Source organism: Microbacterium sp. FW305-3-2-15-F-LB2 (genome assembly GCF_058787255.1).
The window spans coordinates 1,418,757-1,434,474 of sequence record NZ_JBYSZO010000001.1 but is presented as its reverse complement, the minus strand read 5'-3'; the positions used below and the strand labels follow the sequence as shown (position 1 = coordinate 1,434,474).

Annotated in this window: 18 protein-coding genes; 11 read left to right on the top strand and 7 right to left on the bottom strand. The window is 69.9% G+C overall.

The genetic code is table 11. The features are described 5' to 3' along the window. Positions 1-42 precede the first annotated feature (42 nt). Positions 43-1,287 (top strand): glucose-1-phosphate adenylyltransferase, encoded by a 1,245-nt coding sequence (gene glgC, locus AC3WLZ_RS06960; RefSeq protein WP_492469556.1) that lies wholly within the window; start codon positions 43-45, stop codon positions 1,285-1,287. Positions 1,288-1,367: 80 nt separating this feature from the next. On the opposite strand, the gene AC3WLZ_RS06955 is transcribed toward glgC, so the two are convergent. Both AC3WLZ_RS06955 and AC3WLZ_RS06950 read right to left on the bottom strand, forming a co-directional pair. Next, a complete protein-coding gene (locus AC3WLZ_RS06955; RefSeq protein ID WP_492469555.1) occupies positions 1,368-2,135 on the bottom strand; it encodes an SDR family NAD(P)-dependent oxidoreductase in 768 nt (255 codons plus the stop codon). Next, on the bottom strand, positions 2,135-2,608 hold the full coding sequence (locus AC3WLZ_RS06950) for an S-ribosylhomocysteine lyase (protein ID WP_492469554.1): 474 nt from the start codon (positions 2,606-2,608) through the stop codon (positions 2,135-2,137). The genes AC3WLZ_RS06955 and AC3WLZ_RS06950 overlap by 1 nt, the downstream gene beginning before the upstream one ends. Positions 2,609-2,710: 102 nt before the next feature. On the opposite strand from AC3WLZ_RS06950, the gene serB reads away from it, so the two are divergent. Both serB and AC3WLZ_RS06940 read left to right on the top strand, forming a co-directional pair. Then, the gene (serB, locus tag AC3WLZ_RS06945; RefSeq protein ID WP_492469553.1) at positions 2,711-3,352 is read left to right on the top strand and encodes a phosphoserine phosphatase SerB; all 642 of its coding nucleotides are present in this window, start codon (positions 2,711-2,713) and stop codon (positions 3,350-3,352) included. Positions 3,353-3,402: 50 nt separating this feature from the next. Further along, the gene (locus tag AC3WLZ_RS06940) at positions 3,403-4,074 is read left to right on the top strand and encodes an alpha/beta fold hydrolase (RefSeq protein ID WP_492469552.1); all 672 of its coding nucleotides are present in this window, start codon (positions 3,403-3,405) and stop codon (positions 4,072-4,074) included. 59 nt (positions 4,075-4,133) lie between these two features. Here AC3WLZ_RS06940 and fabG read toward each other — a convergent pair whose 3' ends face one another. Continuing rightward, positions 4,134-4,844 (bottom strand): 3-oxoacyl-ACP reductase FabG, encoded by a 711-nt coding sequence (gene fabG / locus AC3WLZ_RS06935; protein ID WP_492469551.1) that lies wholly within the window; start codon positions 4,842-4,844, stop codon positions 4,134-4,136. 341 nt (positions 4,845-5,185) lie between these two features. Between fabG and AC3WLZ_RS06930 the strand changes: the two genes are divergently transcribed. The 4 genes from AC3WLZ_RS06930 to AC3WLZ_RS06915 all read left to right on the top strand — a co-directional run bounded on the left by AC3WLZ_RS06930 (position 5,186) and on the right by AC3WLZ_RS06915 (position 7,244). Beyond that, positions 5,186-5,599 carry a DUF4190 domain-containing protein gene (locus AC3WLZ_RS06930; RefSeq protein WP_492469550.1) on the top strand — a complete coding sequence of 138 codons (414 nt, stop codon included), beginning with the start codon at positions 5,186-5,188 and terminating at the stop codon, positions 5,597-5,599. Between the two features lie 42 nt (positions 5,600-5,641). Continuing rightward, complete coding sequence (locus tag AC3WLZ_RS06925; RefSeq protein WP_412924355.1) at positions 5,642-6,010, top strand: DUF3099 domain-containing protein; 369 nt, start codon at positions 5,642-5,644, stop codon at positions 6,008-6,010. Further along, positions 6,007-6,213, top strand: coding sequence for a hypothetical protein (locus tag AC3WLZ_RS06920; RefSeq protein ID WP_492469549.1), 207 nt, complete (start codon positions 6,007-6,009; stop codon positions 6,211-6,213). Before AC3WLZ_RS06925 ends, AC3WLZ_RS06920 begins: the two co-directional genes overlap by 4 nt. 137 nt (positions 6,214-6,350) lie before the next feature. Continuing rightward, entirely contained in the window at positions 6,351-7,244 is an 894-nt protein-coding gene (locus AC3WLZ_RS06915) for an SURF1 family cytochrome oxidase biogenesis protein (RefSeq protein ID WP_492469548.1), read from the top strand. A gap of 96 nt (positions 7,245-7,340) precedes the next feature. Here the strand turns inward: AC3WLZ_RS06915 and AC3WLZ_RS06910 are convergent, their stop codons facing one another. Then, positions 7,341-8,939: an ABC-F family ATP-binding cassette domain-containing protein gene (locus AC3WLZ_RS06910; protein ID WP_492470952.1), complete on the bottom strand. Its 1,599-nt coding sequence runs from the start codon at positions 8,937-8,939 to the stop codon at positions 7,341-7,343. Positions 8,940-9,126: 187 nt separating this feature from the next. On the opposite strand from AC3WLZ_RS06910, the gene AC3WLZ_RS06905 reads away from it, so the two are divergent. From AC3WLZ_RS06905 to AC3WLZ_RS06890, 4 genes are read left to right on the top strand one after another with little or no spacing between them, the layout of a single operon-like run. Beyond that, a complete protein-coding gene (locus AC3WLZ_RS06905) occupies positions 9,127-10,161 on the top strand; it encodes an iron-siderophore ABC transporter substrate-binding protein (RefSeq protein WP_492469547.1) in 1,035 nt (344 codons plus the stop codon). Positions 10,162-10,186: 25 nt separating this feature from the next. Then, the gene (locus AC3WLZ_RS06900; protein ID WP_492469546.1) at positions 10,187-11,233 is read left to right on the top strand and encodes a FecCD family ABC transporter permease; all 1,047 of its coding nucleotides are present in this window, start codon (positions 10,187-10,189) and stop codon (positions 11,231-11,233) included. Beyond that, positions 11,230-12,279, top strand: coding sequence for a FecCD family ABC transporter permease (locus tag AC3WLZ_RS06895; protein WP_492469545.1), 1,050 nt, complete (start codon positions 11,230-11,232; stop codon positions 12,277-12,279). Before AC3WLZ_RS06900 ends, AC3WLZ_RS06895 begins: the two co-directional genes overlap by 4 nt. After that, positions 12,276-13,100 carry an ABC transporter ATP-binding protein gene (locus tag AC3WLZ_RS06890; protein WP_492469544.1) on the top strand — a complete coding sequence of 275 codons (825 nt, stop codon included), beginning with the start codon at positions 12,276-12,278 and terminating at the stop codon, positions 13,098-13,100. The genes AC3WLZ_RS06895 and AC3WLZ_RS06890 overlap by 4 nt, the downstream gene beginning before the upstream one ends. A gap of 27 nt (positions 13,101-13,127) precedes the next feature. On the opposite strand, the gene AC3WLZ_RS06885 is transcribed toward AC3WLZ_RS06890, so the two are convergent. From AC3WLZ_RS06885 to AC3WLZ_RS06875, 3 genes are all read right to left on the bottom strand, one after another. After that, a complete protein-coding gene (locus AC3WLZ_RS06885; RefSeq protein ID WP_412924348.1) occupies positions 13,128-14,057 on the bottom strand; it encodes a siderophore-interacting protein in 930 nt (309 codons plus the stop codon). Positions 14,058-14,124: 67 nt separating this feature from the next. Next, positions 14,125-15,282, bottom strand: a complete 1,158-nt coding sequence (locus AC3WLZ_RS06880) for a MalY/PatB family protein (RefSeq protein ID WP_492469543.1) — start codon at positions 15,280-15,282, stop codon at positions 14,125-14,127. 104 nt (positions 15,283-15,386) lie between these two features. After that, a complete protein-coding gene (locus tag AC3WLZ_RS06875) occupies positions 15,387-15,716 on the bottom strand; it encodes a metal-sulfur cluster assembly factor (RefSeq protein ID WP_175988239.1) in 330 nt (109 codons plus the stop codon). Positions 15,717-15,718: the final 2 nt, after the last annotated feature.

Below are 15,718 nucleotides of genomic sequence, written 5' to 3'. Positions count from 1 at the left end.
GTGCCGGTTCCCGCGATCGCACTCGACCCCTAGTGTTGTGCCATGCCTGCAGCGCCGAAGGTCTTCGGAATCATCCTCGCCGGCGGCGAGGGCAAACGACTCATGCCCTTGACGGCCGACCGCGCCAAACCCGCCGTGCCGTTCGGGGGTCAGTACCGCCTGATCGACTTCGCGATCTCGAATCTCATCAATTCGGGACTGCGTCAGCTCGTCGTGCTGACCCAGTACAAGTCGCACAGCCTCGATCGCCACATCTCGCAGACGTGGCGCATGTCGCCGATGCTCGGCTCGTACGTGGCATCCGTCCCCGCCCAGCAGCGACTGGGCAAGCGGTGGTTCTCGGGATCGGCCGACGCGATCCTGCAGTCGATGAACCTCATCCGCGACGAGAAGCCCGACATCGTCGTCGTGATCGGCGCCGATCACGTCTACCGCATGGATTTCGCGCAGATGCTCGACGCGCACATCGCCTCGGACGCGCGGGCCACCGTCGCTGGCATCCGTCAACCGATCTCGCTGGCGAACCAGTTCGGCGTCATCGACACCGACCCCAGCGATCCCACGATGATCCGCGCGTTCCTCGAGAAGCCGCAGAACCCCACCGGGCTCGCCGACGCTCCGCACGAGGTACTCGCGTCGATGGGCAACTACATCTTCGACGCGGACGCGCTCGTCGAGGCCGTCGCGCACGACGGTGAACTGCCGACCTCCGCCCACGACATGGGCGGCGACATCGTGCCGTACTTCGTCAATCGCGGAGAGGCTGCGGTCTACGACTTCCAGCGCAACGACGTGCCCGGGTCGACCCCGCGCGACCGGTCGTACTGGCGGGACGTGGGCACGATCGAGTCGTTCTACGACGCGCACATGGACCTGATCTCGACCCTCCCCATCTTCAACCTCTACAACACCGACTGGCCGATCTTCTCGCAGACCTTCAACGCTCCCCCGGCGAAGTTCGTCCGCGACTCGGTCGGGCGCATCGGCAACGCGATCGACTCGATCGTCTCGCTCGGATCGGTGCTCTCGGGCACGCACCTCGAGCGCAGCGTCGTGGGTCCGTGGGCGCTCGCCGGCGGCGGCTCGACGATCACCGACTCGGTCCTGTTCGACGGCGTGCAGGTCGGTGCGGGTGCCCGCATCCACCGCGCGATCCTCGACAAGAACGTGACCCTCGCTCCCGGAGCGACGATTGGCGTCGACCGTGAACGCGACCTCGCGCGGGGCTTCACCGTCACCGAGACGGGTATCACCGTGGTCGGGAAGGACGTCCGCGTCGACGCCTGAGCCCGGATGCCGGCCAGACCCGGATGCCGAAAGGGGCGGTGACCAGTGCGGTCACCGCCCCTTCTGGCATCCGTAGGCCGTCAGTGCATCGTCATGCCACCGGTGACGTTGATGCCCTGCCCGGTCATGTACGACGAGAGGTCGCTCGCGAGGAAGAGCGCCACCCCCGCGACGTCCTGCGGCGTTCCCGTGCGACCGAGCGGAACCTGGGAGCGGTCCTCCGCCTCGATGTCCGCCACCGTCAGGCCGCGAAGTTCGGCTCCCTCGCGACGCTCCCGCTGCTTCATGCGCGTCTCGATGATGCCGGGGCAGATGGCGTTGACGCGGATCTGCTCCCGCGCGAGCTCGGTCGCGAGAGTCTTGGTGAGCCCGAGCACGGCGTGCTTCGACGCGACGTACGCGGACATGCCGCGATACCCGTTCTTCGCCGCCTGCGACGCGATGAGGACGATGCTGCCCGGACGCTCGGCGCGACGAAGACCCCGCGCGACGTGCTTCGCGACGAGAAACGATCCCTTCGCGTTGACGTCGAGGTTCAGATCCCACTCGGCCTCGGTCGTGTCGACCCCGAAAGCCATCGTCGACGTGCCCGCCGCGTGGACGAGCACCTCGATCGGTCCGAGCTCGCCCTCGACCTCGGCCACGACGCGTTCGACGGCGGCTTCATCGGTCACGTCGAGCGCGACACGGGCGCCTTCGGCCGTTCGCTGAAGGGCACCGGAGGGGTAGGCGGTGTCCGCGCGGACGACGACCGCCCCCTCCTCAGCGAACGCGGCGGCGACGCCGTCGCCGATGCCGTTCGCTCCTCCGGTGACGAGGATCACTCGGCCGCGGAGCTCGGCGAACATCAGACCCCGACGCGGGCGAAAGCGTCGCGGCTGATGCCCTGGGACAGCACGAGCTTCGACCACTCGCGCGCCGTGTGAAGGCTGTGGTCGCGGTAGTTGCCGCAGCTGAACGCGTCGACTCCCGGCACGTCCTCCCACTCGACGTCCTCGGCGATCGCGCGCAGCGAGTCGGTGACGGCCGTGACGACGTCCCCCAGGTCGGGCTCGCCCCACATGATCAGGTGGAAGCCGGTGCGGCAGCCGAACGGCGAGATGTCGATGACGCCGTCGATGCGGTCGCGCAGGAGGCTCGCGAGCAGGTGCTCGATCGTGTGGATGCCGGCGGTGGGGATCTCGCCCTCGTTGGGCTGCACCAGGCGCACGTCGAAGTTCGAGATGACATCGCCGCGCGGACCCGATTCGGTGCCGATGAGGCGGATGTAGGGGGCGAGAACGGCGGTGTGATCGAGTGTGAAGCTTTCGACGTCGGCCATGGGAGTGGTCCTTTCGGCTGCGGGCACGGGCTTTTTGAGCTTACGCGCGCCGCTGCCGCCCCTGCCGAGTGCGTCGCCACGTGACGCGCTAGGGTCGAGGCCGTGCCCGAGCCCGTCCGTTTCCTCGTCGTCCTGGATGCCGATTCCACCCTCATCCGCAACGAGGTGATCGAATTGCTCGCCGACGAAGCGGGCCGCGGCGCCGAGGTGGCCGCCGCGACCGAGGCGGCGATGCGAGGCGAGGTGGACTTCGCCACGAGCCTGCGGACGCGGGTCGCGGCGCTCGCCGGAGTGCCGGTCGAGGCGTTCGCCCGCGCGATCGCGCGCATCGAACCGACTCCCGGAGTCCGCGAGCTCATCGACACGGTCCACGCGCGCGGCGGCCTCGTCGGCGTGGTCTCGGGCGGGTTCCACGAGGTGCTCGATACCGTCGCGCCCGACCTCGGCGTCGACGTGTGGCGCGCCAATCGGCTCGCCGTCGCCGACGGGGCGCTCACGGGCGAGGTCGACGGACCGATCGTGGATGCCACGGCCAAGGCCGACACCCTGCGCGAGTGGGCGTCCGATCACGGCGTGCCGATGGCCCTGACGTTCGCGATCGGCGACGGCGCCAACGACCTGCGCATGATGGAGGCAGCCGGACTCGGCCTCGCCTTCAACGCCAAGCCCGCGGTCCGCGCGAACGCTGACCTCGTGATCGGTCGCGTCGACCTGGCCGAGGTCGTTCCGCTGCTGCCGCGCTAGCATCCGGTCCGCCCTCCCGCGATGTCGGAAGCCGCGCGTAGGGTCTCGCCATGGACGTGATTCTGGTTCCGGGCCTGTGGCTCGATGCATCGTCGTGGGATGCCGTGACACCGGCGCTCACCGAGGCGGGGCACACCGTGCACCCGCTCACCCTCCCGGCAGCCCCCGATGCCCGCATCGGCGATTGGGTCGCGGCGGTCGTCGCCGAGATCGATGGCGCGGCGGATTCGGTCGTGCTCGTCGGTCACTCCGGCGGCGGCAACGTCGTCTGGGGAGCCGCCGATGCCCGACCCGACCGCGTCCGTCGTGTCGTGTTCGTGGACACGATGCCACCGCCCCCCGGGGCGATGATCTCGGAGTTCCCCATCCGCGACGGTGTGGTGCCGTTCCCGGGGTGGGACTTCTTCGATGAGCCCGACATCGCCGATCTCGACGACGAGACGCGACAGCGTGTCGCCGAGCGCGCCGTCGACGTGCCGGGCGCCGTCCCCACCGACCCGCTGCCGCTGTCGGACGACCGTCGCTACGACGTTCCCGTCACCGTGCTCTCCGGGCAGCTGGATGCCACGACCCTCGCGCACGCGCTGGCGGAGTGGGGTGCGTGGGCCGACGAGTTCTCCGCGATCCGCGACACGGAGGTCATCACGCTCGGCTCGGGGCACTGGCCGCAGTTCTCACAACCCGAGACGTTCGCGGCGAAGCTGCGGGGCGCGGTGCGCTGAGCCCGGGATCTCCTCGACCGGCGCAGACGCCGCGCCGGCGCTACGGGAGGCAGGTTCTCTCAGTGGCCCATGCCGAGGCCACCGTCGACCGGGATGACAGCCCCCGAGATGTAGGCGGCGTCGTCGCCGGCGAGCCAGGTGACGACTCCCGCGACTTCGTCGGCCGAGGCGAAGCGGCCCGCGGGGATGTTCTTCTTGTACTCCGCCTGGGTGTCCGCGGGGAGTTCCGCGGTCATGTCGGTCTCGATGAAACCGGGCGCCACGACGTTCGCGGTGATCCCCCGTCCGCCGAGCTCGCGCGTGAGCGATCGGGCGAAGCCGACGAGAGCGCTCTTGGACGCCGAGTAGTTGATCTGGCCCGCCGACCCGTACAGACCGACGACGCTCGAGATGAGGATGACGCGGCCCCACCGTGCCTTCAACATCCCCTTCGAGGCGCGCTTGACCACGCGGAACGCCCCGCCGAGGTTCGTGGAGACGACGCTGTCGAAGTCGTCCTCGCTCATGCGCAGCAGCAGGGTGTCCTTGGTGATGCCCGCGTTGGCCACCACGACACCGATCGGGCCGAGCTCGGCCTCGATCTGGCTGAACGCGGCGTCCACGGCGGCGGCATCCGTGACGTCCGCGCGAACCGTGAGCGCGCCCTCCGGACCTTCGCCCGAACGGGCGGTGACCGCGACCCGCCACCCCTCGGCGACGAAACGCTCGGCGATGGCGCGACCGATGCCCCGATTGCCTCCGGTAACGACGACGACGCGGTCCTGCGACATATGAGACTCCTGCGGTGCGAGGGACGGAACCGGCCCAGCCTACCCAGGAGCCCGCGTCCCTCGGGGGTGTCGGCGTTTGACACGGCCGATGCCCGCTGGAAGCCTGGGGGCGAGCACGACGAAAGGGACTCCTTGTGAGCGACAACCAGACTCCCGCATCGCCCGACGGGCACGACACGCCGACGACGGCCGGCGCGCCCGACGGCTCGCACGCTGCCCCTCCGGTCCCGCCCGTCCCGGACGCGCCGGCGTATGCCCCGCCCACTTACAGCGCACCCGCGGGTCCTGGTTCCGACGCTCCCGCCGCTGCGCCGGCTGCTCCCGCATACGACGCGCCGCCGGTGCCCCGCTATGACGCGCCCCCCGCGCCGCCGTACGGCGCTCCCGCCTACGGCCAGAACCCCGCCGCGCCGACATACGGCGCGGCTCCGTACGGCGCCGAACAGTACGGTGCCGCGCAGTACGCGGCATCCGCCTACTCGACCGTGCGCACCAACGTGCTCTCGATCATCTCGCTCGTCGCGTCCATCGCGGGATTCCTCTGGATCCTGCCGGTCATCGGACCGATCGCGGCGGTGGTCACGGGACACATCTCGCTCGGGCAGATCAAGCGAACCGGCGAGAAGGGACGCGGAATGGCGCTCGCCGGCACCATCGTGGGCTGGGTCGGCATCGGCGCCATCGTGCTGTTCGTGATCGGACTGCTCGTGAGCATCGGAATCGCGGCGAGCCAGTCATCTCGATACGGCGCTTAAACGGATCCCGCCCGGGCGGGACGGGCGTACCCTGGGTTCACCGTGAAGACATCGTCTCGTGCCCAATCAGCGACGTCGCTCCCGCAGGCTCCGCGGGACGACGCCGGATCCCGTTTCACCAAGTACATGGTGATGATGGGGATCCGCATCGCGTGCTTCGTGGCGATGGCGGTCGTGACCCCCTACGGGTGGTACACGTTCGTCTTCGCGGCCGGGGCTATCTTCCTCCCGTATCTGGCGGTGATCGTCGCGAACGTCGGGCAGGATGCCGAGGTGCCTGACGCCGTGAACCCCGAGCGCATGATCGAGACGGCCGCGTCCGCTCCCCCCGCCCCCGCCGCTGAGGCTCCGACCGTCATCCGTATCGCTGAGACCCCCCGTCTCGAGCAGCCGCGCGACGAGCGGTCGTGACCGACGACACCGTCCACTGCTCCCGAGCCGGTTGCCGCGCGCAGGCGGAGTGGGCGATCCACTGGCGCAATCCCCGCATCCACACCGCGGATCGACGCAAGACCTGGGTCGCGTGCCCAGAGCACGTGGGTTACCTGCGGGAGTTCCTGAGGGCACGCGATTTCCCCGTCGAGGTCGCCGCCCTGACGAGCGGACGCGCATGAGCACGGGGCTGCTCCGACCGACGTACCCTGGATGACGTGGCCGGGTCTGTCGAAGTGAGCGCGCGCCGCGCACGGCGGTCCGTTCGTGCGCGTTCGACAGCCGTGCACCCCGGGAGCGCTCGCAGCGGAGACGGGTCATGAGCGCGCGAGAGATGCCCACGGCCGCGCGTTGGACCATGTACGTCGGTATCGCGATCGTCTTCGCGATCGCCTGCGGGTTCCTGTCGAACTGGCAGTTCTCCCGCAACGCCGAGCGCAGCGAACAGCTGCAGCTCGTCACCGACAACTACGACGCCGCGCCCGTGCCCCTCGCCGAGCTGCTCGCTCCGGGCGCGCGAATGAACCCGGCCGACGAGTGGCGTCCCGTACGCATGCAGGGTCAGTACCTCTCGGACGAGCAGCTGCTCGTCCGCAACCGTGCGCACGGAGGGTCGGCCGCCTTCGAGCAGCTCGTCCCGTTCCGTCTGGACGACGGGCGGACGTTCCTCGTCGATCGCGGCTGGCTCCCGCCCGGGAACCGTCAAGCGGATCCGGACGAGATCCCGGCGCCCCCGTCGGGCACGGTCACCGTCGAGGTGCGACTGCGGCCCGAGGAAGCCGCACCGACCTCGGGGCGCACCGCCGAGCCCGGACAGGTACCGACGATCAACCTCGGTCTCGTCGCCGAGCAGACGGGGCCGATCGAGCAGGGCGCCTACGGGCTGCTCATGTCGGAGTCCCCGGCGCCGGCCACCGCACCCTCTCCCGTCGACCCGCCGAGCAACGACCCCGGCCCCTACCTGTCGTACGCGGTGCAGTGGATCCTGTTCGCCGTGATGGGCTTCGGCTTCATCACGTATGTGATCGTCAGCGAACGGAAGCTCCGTCACGAGGAGGAGGACGAGGACGAGGACGACCTCGTGTTGACGCCCGAACCCGAGAAGGCCTCGACCGAGCGTCGCCGGGTCGACCCCGTCGCTCTCCACCGCTCCCGCAAGCGTCCGAAGGATCGCGACGCGGACGACGAAGACGCCCTGCTCGACGCGCGCTGACCGTGCCGGGACACCCCCGTCGGCGCGCGGTGACCGTGGCGCGCTGACCGTGCCGGGACGCCGCGGCAGCGGCATCCGATCCGGTGAGCGGAGGAGCTACGCCAGCGTCACGAGGTCCGCGTAGTCGCGGCCCCAAATGTCTTCGACGCCATCCGGCAGGATCAGCACGCGCTCGGGGTTCAGCGCCTCGACGGCCCCTTCGTCGTGCGACACGAGCACGACCGCGCCCTCGTAGTGGGCGAGGGCGCCGAGGATCTCTTCGCGGGAGGCCGGGTCGAGGTTGTTCGTCGGCTCATCCAGCAGCAGCATGTTGGCCGACGACACCACGAGCGTCGCGAGCGACAGACGCGTCTTCTCGCCACCGGAGAGCACCCCGGCGGGCTTCAGCACGTCATCGCCGACGAAGAGGAACGATCCGAGGACCTTGCGCGCTTCGGTGGCCGTGATGTCGGGGGCGGCCGACATCATGTTGTCGAGAACCGACCGGTTGACGTCGAGGTTCTCGTGCTCCTGGGCGTAGTAGCCGATCTTCAGTCCGTGTCCGGGCTCGAGCTGCCCGGTATCCGGCTTGTCGACACCGGCGAGGATGCGCAGGAGCGTCGTCTTGCCCGCACCGTTCAGACCCAGGATGACGACCCGCGACCCGCGGTCGATCGCGAGGTCCACGTCGGTGAAGATCTCGAGCGAGCCGTACGACTTCGAGAGACCGGATGCCATGAGCGGGGTCTTGCCGCACGGTGCCGGCTTGGGGAACCGGAGCTTCGCGACGCGCTCGTCCTGACGCACGTCATCCAGACCCGACAGCATCTTCTCGGCGCGCGCGACCATCTGGTGCGCGGCCGCGGCCTTGGAGGCCTTGGCCCCGAACCGGGCGGCCTGCTGCTGCAGCGCCGTGGCCTTCTTCTCGACGTTGGCGCGCTCCTTCTTGCGGCGCTCCTCGTCGGCCACGCGCTGGCGCAGGTAGTTCTTCCAGTTCATGTTGTAGACGTCGATGACCTGGCGGTTCGCGTCGAGGTAGAACACGCGGTTCACCGTTTCGCCCACGAGCTCGACATCGTGCGAGATGACGATGAGTCCGCCCTTGTACCCCTTCAGGAACTCGCGCAGCCACACGACGCTGTCGGCGTCGAGGTGGTTGGTGGGCTCGTCGAGGATCATCGTCTGGGCGTCCGAGAACAGGATGCGAGCCAGCTCGATGCGACGGCGCTGGCCGCCCGAGAGCGTCTTGAGCGGTTGGTCGAGGATCCGGTCGGGGAGAGAGAGGTTGTGAGCGATGGATGCCGCCTCGGCCTCCGCCGCATATCCGCCCTGGGCCTCGAATCGCTCGGTGAGGTTGCCGTACTTCTTCATCGCCTTCGCGGCGATGGCGGGGTCGTCGCTGGCCATCGCAAGCGACGCCTCCTGCATCCCGAGGGCGAGCGTGCCGAGGCCGCGAGCGTCGAGGATGCGCGTACGCGCGAGCATCTCGGGATCACCGGAGCGCGGATCCTGCGGCAGGTAGCCCAGCTCGCCGATGCGGTCGACGCCACCCGCCGAGGGCAGCAGATCGCCGGCGAGGACCTTCGTCAACGTGGTCTTGCCCGCGCCGTTGCGGCCGACGAGTCCGATCTTGTCGCCGTCCGAGACGCGGAACGACACCTCCGACATCAGCACGCGCGCGCCGACGCGGATCTCGAGATCGTGCACGGCGAGCACAGCAGACGTCCGTTCGTTGAAGGAGAGGGAGGGGCGGCCGAGGTGGCCAGCCACCCAGTATACGTCGCCGGGCGATTACCTCGCCGTCGAGAGGTTCCGGCCCAGGTGATGGCATCCCGGTTTGCGGTCGCCGACGGGGCGTGATCTAAACTAAGCCTATCCTTACCTAACCCGCAGGAGGTCCTCTGTGTCCCGATACCGCGCGCTGGCTGCTCTCGCCGCCGGCACGGCCCTCGTCCTCACCGGCTGCGCCGGCACCTCCGCCGCTCCCGGCGCCTCGGAGGCCTCCACGACGGCGGACGGGGCATTCCCCCTCACGATCGGGAACGTCTTCGGTGAGACCACGATCGACGCCAAGCCCGAGCGCGTCGTCACGGTGGACTGGGGCAACCAGGACGTCGCGCTGGCACTCGGCATCGTCCCGGTCGCCATGCCGAAGGTGACCTACGGCGACGAAGACGGCGACGGCCTCCTGCCCTGGACCAAGGACAAGCTCGCCGAGCTCGGGGCCGAGACCCCCACGCTCATGGACGAGACGAACGGCTACGACTACGAGGCGATCGCCGACGCGCAGCCCGATGTCATCCTCGCCGCCTACTCGGGCATGACCCAAGAGCAGTACGACACCCTGAGCAAGATCGCGCCGGTCGTGACCTACCAGAGCGTCGCCTGGGGCACCACCTGGCAGGACATGACCGTGCTCGACGGCACGGCCCTCGGACTGAAGGACGAGGCGGAGAAGCTCGTGTCCGATAAGGAGCAGCACATCGCTGACGAAGTGGCGAAGTACCCCGCCCTCGCGGGCAAGAAGTCGCTCCTGACCTACTTCGACCCGACGAACCTGTCGACCCTCGGTTTCTACAACACGCTCGACCCCCGCATGGGATACCTGGAGGAGCTCGGGCTCGCCCCGTCGTCGTACGTCGCCTCGCAGTCGGCAGCTTCCGAAACCTTCTGGTTCACGCCCAGCACCGAGCAGATCGAGAACTTCACCGACGTCGAGATGATGGTCGCGTACGGTGCCGACGGCATGATCAGCGCCATGCAGGCCGACCCGCTCCTGTCGAAGATCCCCGCGGTCGCCAAGGGCGCGATCGCCGTCATCGAGAGCGGCTCGACGCTCTCGTCCGCCATCACCCCGACGCCGCTGAACATCGGCACGAGCTACGGCGACGAGTACATCGGTCTCGTCGGAGCAGCAGCCGAGAAGGCCTCGTCCTGATGCAGGTCGCCCACCCGTCGGCGCGATGACCGTTCTCGCTCCGACCTCGACCGCCCCCGGTGACGCCCGCCCGCGTCGCTGGGGGCGGCGACGGGTCGTGGGGGTGACGGCCCTCGTGCTCGTGCTCATCGCCGCCGCCGTGCTGTCTGTCACCTTCGGCGCACGCGACGTATCCCCCGCAGACGTGTGGAGCGGACTCACCGGCTCCACCGACACGGCCTCCGCGGCCGCGGTGGCCAAGCGGGTACCGCGGACGGTGCTGGCCATCCTCGTCGGGGCGGCGCTCGCCGTCTCCGGAGCCGTGCTGCAGGGGGCGACGCGCAACCCGCTCGCCGATCCGCAGATCCTCGGCATCAACGGCGGCGCAGGGCTCGCGATCGTCGTCGGCATCGCCTTCCTCGGTCTCGGCTCGGCCACGTCGTACATCTGGGTCGGCATGATCGGGGCCGGGGCGGCCGCCGTCCTGGTCTACGCCGTCGGCTCGCTCGGTCGCGGCGGCGCGACGCCGCTGCGGCTCGCGCTCGCCGGCGCGGTCACCGCGGTCGCCTTCAGCTCCCTCACGAGCGCGATCCTGCTGCCGCGCGTCAACGTCATGAACGAGTTCCGGTTCTGGCAGATCGGCGGCGTGGGCGGAGCAACGCCGGAGACGATCCTCCAGGTGGCGCCCTTCCTCCTCGTCGGGCTCGTGATCTGTCTCGCGAGCGCGTCCGCGCTCAACACCCTGGCTCTCGGCGACGAACTCGCCACGGGCCTGGGGGCCCGAGTGCGTACCGCCCGCCTCGCGTCATCGGCCGGCGCCGTGATCCTCTGCGGCGCCGCGACCGCGGTCGCCGGTCCCATCGGCTTCGTGGGCCTCATCGTCCCGCACATGATCCGGCTCGTCGTCGGGGTGGACCACCGGTGGCTCCTGCCCGTCTCCGCTCTCGGTGGCGCCGTTCTCCTCACGCTCGCCGACGTCATCGGCCGCGTCGTGGCCCGCCCCGAGGAGATCGAGGTCGGCATCGTCACGGCGCTCGTGGGTGCCCCCTTCTTCATCGCGCTCGTGCGCCGGCAGAGGATGCGCGCCCTGTGAGCGCGATCACGACCTCGCCCGTCCTGGCATCCGTCACCGCCGGTCGGCACCGCCGCCGCCGGCGCTGGGTGACCGTCACCGCTGTCCTGGCGGTCCTCGTCGTCGTCGCGTTCGCCCTGTCGCTGATGTTGGGCCAGACGAACTACTCCCCCGCCGAGGTCTGGGGCGTCCTCACCGGCCAACGCGTCCGGGGTGCGTCGTTCACGGTGGGCGAACTGCGCCTCCCCCGCGCCACCACGGCACTGTTCACCGGCCTGTGCTTCGGCATGGGCGGCGTGGTCTTCCAGACGATGCTGCGCAACGCCCTCGCGAGCCCCGACGTCATCGGGATCAACACCGGTGCCAGCGCCGCGGCCGTCATCGGCATCGTCGTGCTGGGCCTCGGCGAGACCGCGGTGTCGTTCCTCGCGATGGCCGCCGCCCTCGCCGCCGCGCTCGCGATCTACCTCCTCGCCTACCGCGAGGGCGGATCGGGCGCGCGGCTGATCCTCGTCGGCATCGGGGTCGCCGCGATGTGCCAGGCCGTCGTGTCGTACGTGATCGCGCGGGCCGCCGAGTACGACCTCCCCGCCGCGATGCGCTGGATCACCGGCAATCTCAACGATGCGACGTGGGACCGCGCCCTGCCCGTCGTGTGCGCGGTCGTGGTGCTCGGCCCGGTGCTCCTCGTTCTCGCCCGCCGCCTGGAGATCCTGCGGATGGGCGACGACACCGCGGCCGCCCTCGGCCTGCCCGTCGAACGCAGCCGCCTTCTGCTCATCGTCGCGGCTGTGGGTCTCCTCGCGTTCGGAACCGCCGCGGCGGGTCCCATCGCGTTCGTGTCGTTCCTGGCCGGCCCCATCGCCGTGCGGATCCTGGGCCCGGTCGGCTCCCCCGTCCTGCCCGCGGGACTCGTCGGAGCCCTTCTCGTCCTCGTCGCCGACTTCTGCGCGCAGTACGCGTTCGGCACGCGGCTTCCCGTCGGCGTCATCACCGGCGTGCTCGGCGCGCCCTATCTCATCTACCTGCTCGTCCGCAGCAGTCGATCCGGAGGAACCACGCTATGACCATCGAGCGCACTCTCAGCGCCGAAGGAGTCACCCTCGGCTACGGCGACCGCGTCATCGTGGAGACACTCGATCTGCAGCTCCCCCCGGGACGCGTGACGACGATCGTCGGCGCGAACGCGTGCGGGAAGTCCACGCTGCTGAAGTCCATGGCACGCCTCCTCGCACCGACGACCGGTCAGGTGCTCCTGGACGGCAAGGCCATACACCGGATGCCGACGAAGCAGGTCGCGCGTGTCCTGGGCCTGCTCCCCCAGTCGCCCGTCGCCCCCGACGGCATCGCCGTGTCCGACCTCGTCAGCCGGGGGCGGCATCCGCACCAGGGAGCACTCGCCCGGTGGACGCGGGCCGACGACGACGCCGTCGCACGTGCCCTGGAGGCCACCGACACCGCGCATCTCGCCGACCGCCATGTCGACGAGCTCAGCGGCGGCCAGCGCCAGCGCGTGTGGATCGCGATGGCGCTCGCGCAGGAGACGGACGTCCTCCTCCTCGACGAGCCCACGACGTTCCTCGACATCAGCCACCAGATCGACGTGCTCGACCTGCTGACCGACCTCAATCGCCAGCGCGGCACGACCGTCGCGATGGTGCTGCACGACCTGAACCTCGCCGCCCGCTACGCCGACCACCTCGTCGCGATGGCCGGCGGCCGCGTCATCGCCGCGGGCGACCCGGGCGAGGTCCTGACCGAAGACATCGTGCGCGAGGTGTTCGGCCTCGACAGCCGAGTCGTCCCCGATCCGCTGACCGGTCGCCCCATGGTCATCCCGATCGGGCGCCACCACACCGTGGTGGAGCCGGAGCAGGCCGTGGGCTGATCCCGCCGCTCGGGCGAGCGGGACGCCTCAGGCCGTCCGCTCGACCTGGCCGGTGCGCCAGTAGCCCATGAAGGCCACCCGCTTGCGGTCCACCCCGCAGCCCTGGACGAGCAGACGCCGCAGGGTCTTGACGGTCTGCGACTCCCCGGCGATCCACGCGTAGAACTCACCCTCCGTGTCGTCGGGGCTGTCCCACAGCAGTTCCACGTCGACGTCGATGTCGTCCAGTTCCTGCGGCCGCGGAGCCGCGGCCCGCGCGAGCACGTCCCCGGACGCCGCGGTCCACTCTTCGACGGCCTCGATCAGGACCTCACCGTGCGGGAGGTCTCCGCGGGACAGCCAGCGTACGCGCGCGTCGCCGGCGGCGACGGGGAGGGCGTCGCCCTCCGTCGGCACTTCGATGAAGGCATCCACGATGAAGCCCTCTCCGAGGCCCTCCAGGATCGCGCAGATCGCCGGCGCAGCGGTCTCGTCGCCGGCCAACAGCAGACGCTGCGCGGTCCCCGGGTGGAAGTCGATGCCCTGCGCGGACTCCGGGCTGCGCGCGTCCGGACCGACCACGATGATCCGATCGCCGATGGCGGCCATCTCGGCCCACGCGCCCGCGGGACCGGCGTCATGGTGCAGGACGAAGTCGATGTCGAGCTCGCGCGCCGCGGGATCGATCCGGCGCACGGTGTAGGTGCGGAACGGCATCCGCTCGTCGTCGGGGAGGTCACGCCAGCGCGTGTACCACTCCCCGTTGTCGATCGCGACGGGATCCGTCTGGCCGATGTCGCACAGCGTGCCATCCGACCCCGGCAGGACGATCTTCACGCGCTGGTCGCGGCGATCAGTGCCGAAGATCTCGAAATCGGGCGACGTGAACGTGATCCGCGCGAAGTGCGGCGACAGCCGGCGGGCCTCCTTCACCACGGCGACGTACGGGCGGTAGGCGGGACGCGTGGCTGTCTTCACCCGATAAGGATATCCTTACCTATCCTTGGATGCCACGTCGCGCCGCCCGGAAAAGGTCACCGCCGAACTACCCGACGAGGGCACCGATGCGCTGGACGGCCTCGCGTAGCACGTCGGGATCGCAGCCCACGTTGATGCGCACGTGCCCCACACCCTCGGCGCCGAACAGGGGTCCGTGATGCAGCGCGACCTTCGCCTCGCGACGGATGTACGGCGCGGGGTTGTCGCCCCACCCGTACGCGGAGACATCGACCCACGCGAGGAACCCCGCCTCAGGCAGCCGGTACCGCGCGAGGGGGAGGTGCTCGACCAGTAGATCGGCGAGCAGGCGGCGATTGTCGTCGAGGGCGACCAGCAGCTGCTCGAGCCACGCGTCGCTCTCCGGGGCGAAGGCCGCGCGATTGGCGATGATGCCGAAAAGACCCGCACGCCACTCGACCTCCCAGGGCAACGCGCGCACGACCGCGGCGGTCTCGTCGGATCCCGTGGCGATCACCGCACACTTGAGCCCGGCGAGGTTATAGGTCTTGCTCGCGCTCGTCACCGTGTAGCCGACCTCCGCCGCCTCGGGAGCGGCATCCAGGAACGGGGTGAACACCGACGGCGCGTGGGTGAGCGGAGCGTGGATCTCGTCGCTGACGACGGATGCGCCGAACCTCGCGGCGAGGCGCGCCAGTTCCGCGAGCGACTCCCGCGTGTGCACGGTGCCCGTCGGGTTGTGGGGGTTGCAGAGCAGGACGGCTTTCGCTCCGGATGCCAGTGCCTCGGCGATCCCCTCGAGGTCGAGCTCCCACCGCTCCCCCGTGTCGACGAGCGGAACCCGCTCGACGACCGCGCCCGCCTCCTCGACCGTGTCGTAGAAGGGCGGGTAGACCGGCGGCGTCACGACGACGCGGTCCCCGGGCGAGGTCACCGCGCGCAGCACCTCGACGACGCCCATCATGACGTCCCCGGTCCAGCGGATGCGACCGGAGTCGGGACGCCACCCCCAACGCCGATCGGCGAAGTCGGCGAAGTCGCGGTCGATCCCCGGTCGCGGCGGCGTGTACCCGGTGTCGCCGATCTCGACGGCACGGACGAGCGCCGCGGTGATGGCCGGCGCGAGCGGGAAATCCGTCTCGGCGACGAACATCGGAATGACGTCGTCCCCGTACGATCGCCATTTCGTGCTCGATCGCTGACGCAGCAGCTCGAGCGGCAGGGCCTTCAAAGGGGGGACACTCACGCTGTCGACCCTAACCAGCACGCCTCGGATGCCACATACCCGCCGTCAGACGGGGAAACAGAATGGCCCGTCTCGCCAAAGCGGGACGGGCCATTCGCACGGGTTCAGATCGCGAAGCCGAGGGCGCGCATCATGTCGCGGCCGTCGTCGGTGATCCGCTCGGGGCCCCACGGCGGCATCCACACCCAGTTGATGCGGAAACGATCCACGACGCTGTCGAGGGCCTGCGCGGTCTGCTCCTCGAGCACGTCGGTCAGGGGGCACCCCGCCGAGGTGAGGGTCATATGGATGACGAGCGCGTCGTTCTCGTCATCCCACGCGAGGTCGTAGATCAGACCGAGGTCGACGACGTTGATCCCCAGTTCGGGGTCCATGACGTCTTTGAGGGCCTCGGTGACCTCGTCGTACTTCTCGGGAGCGAGTGTTGCGGTCATGT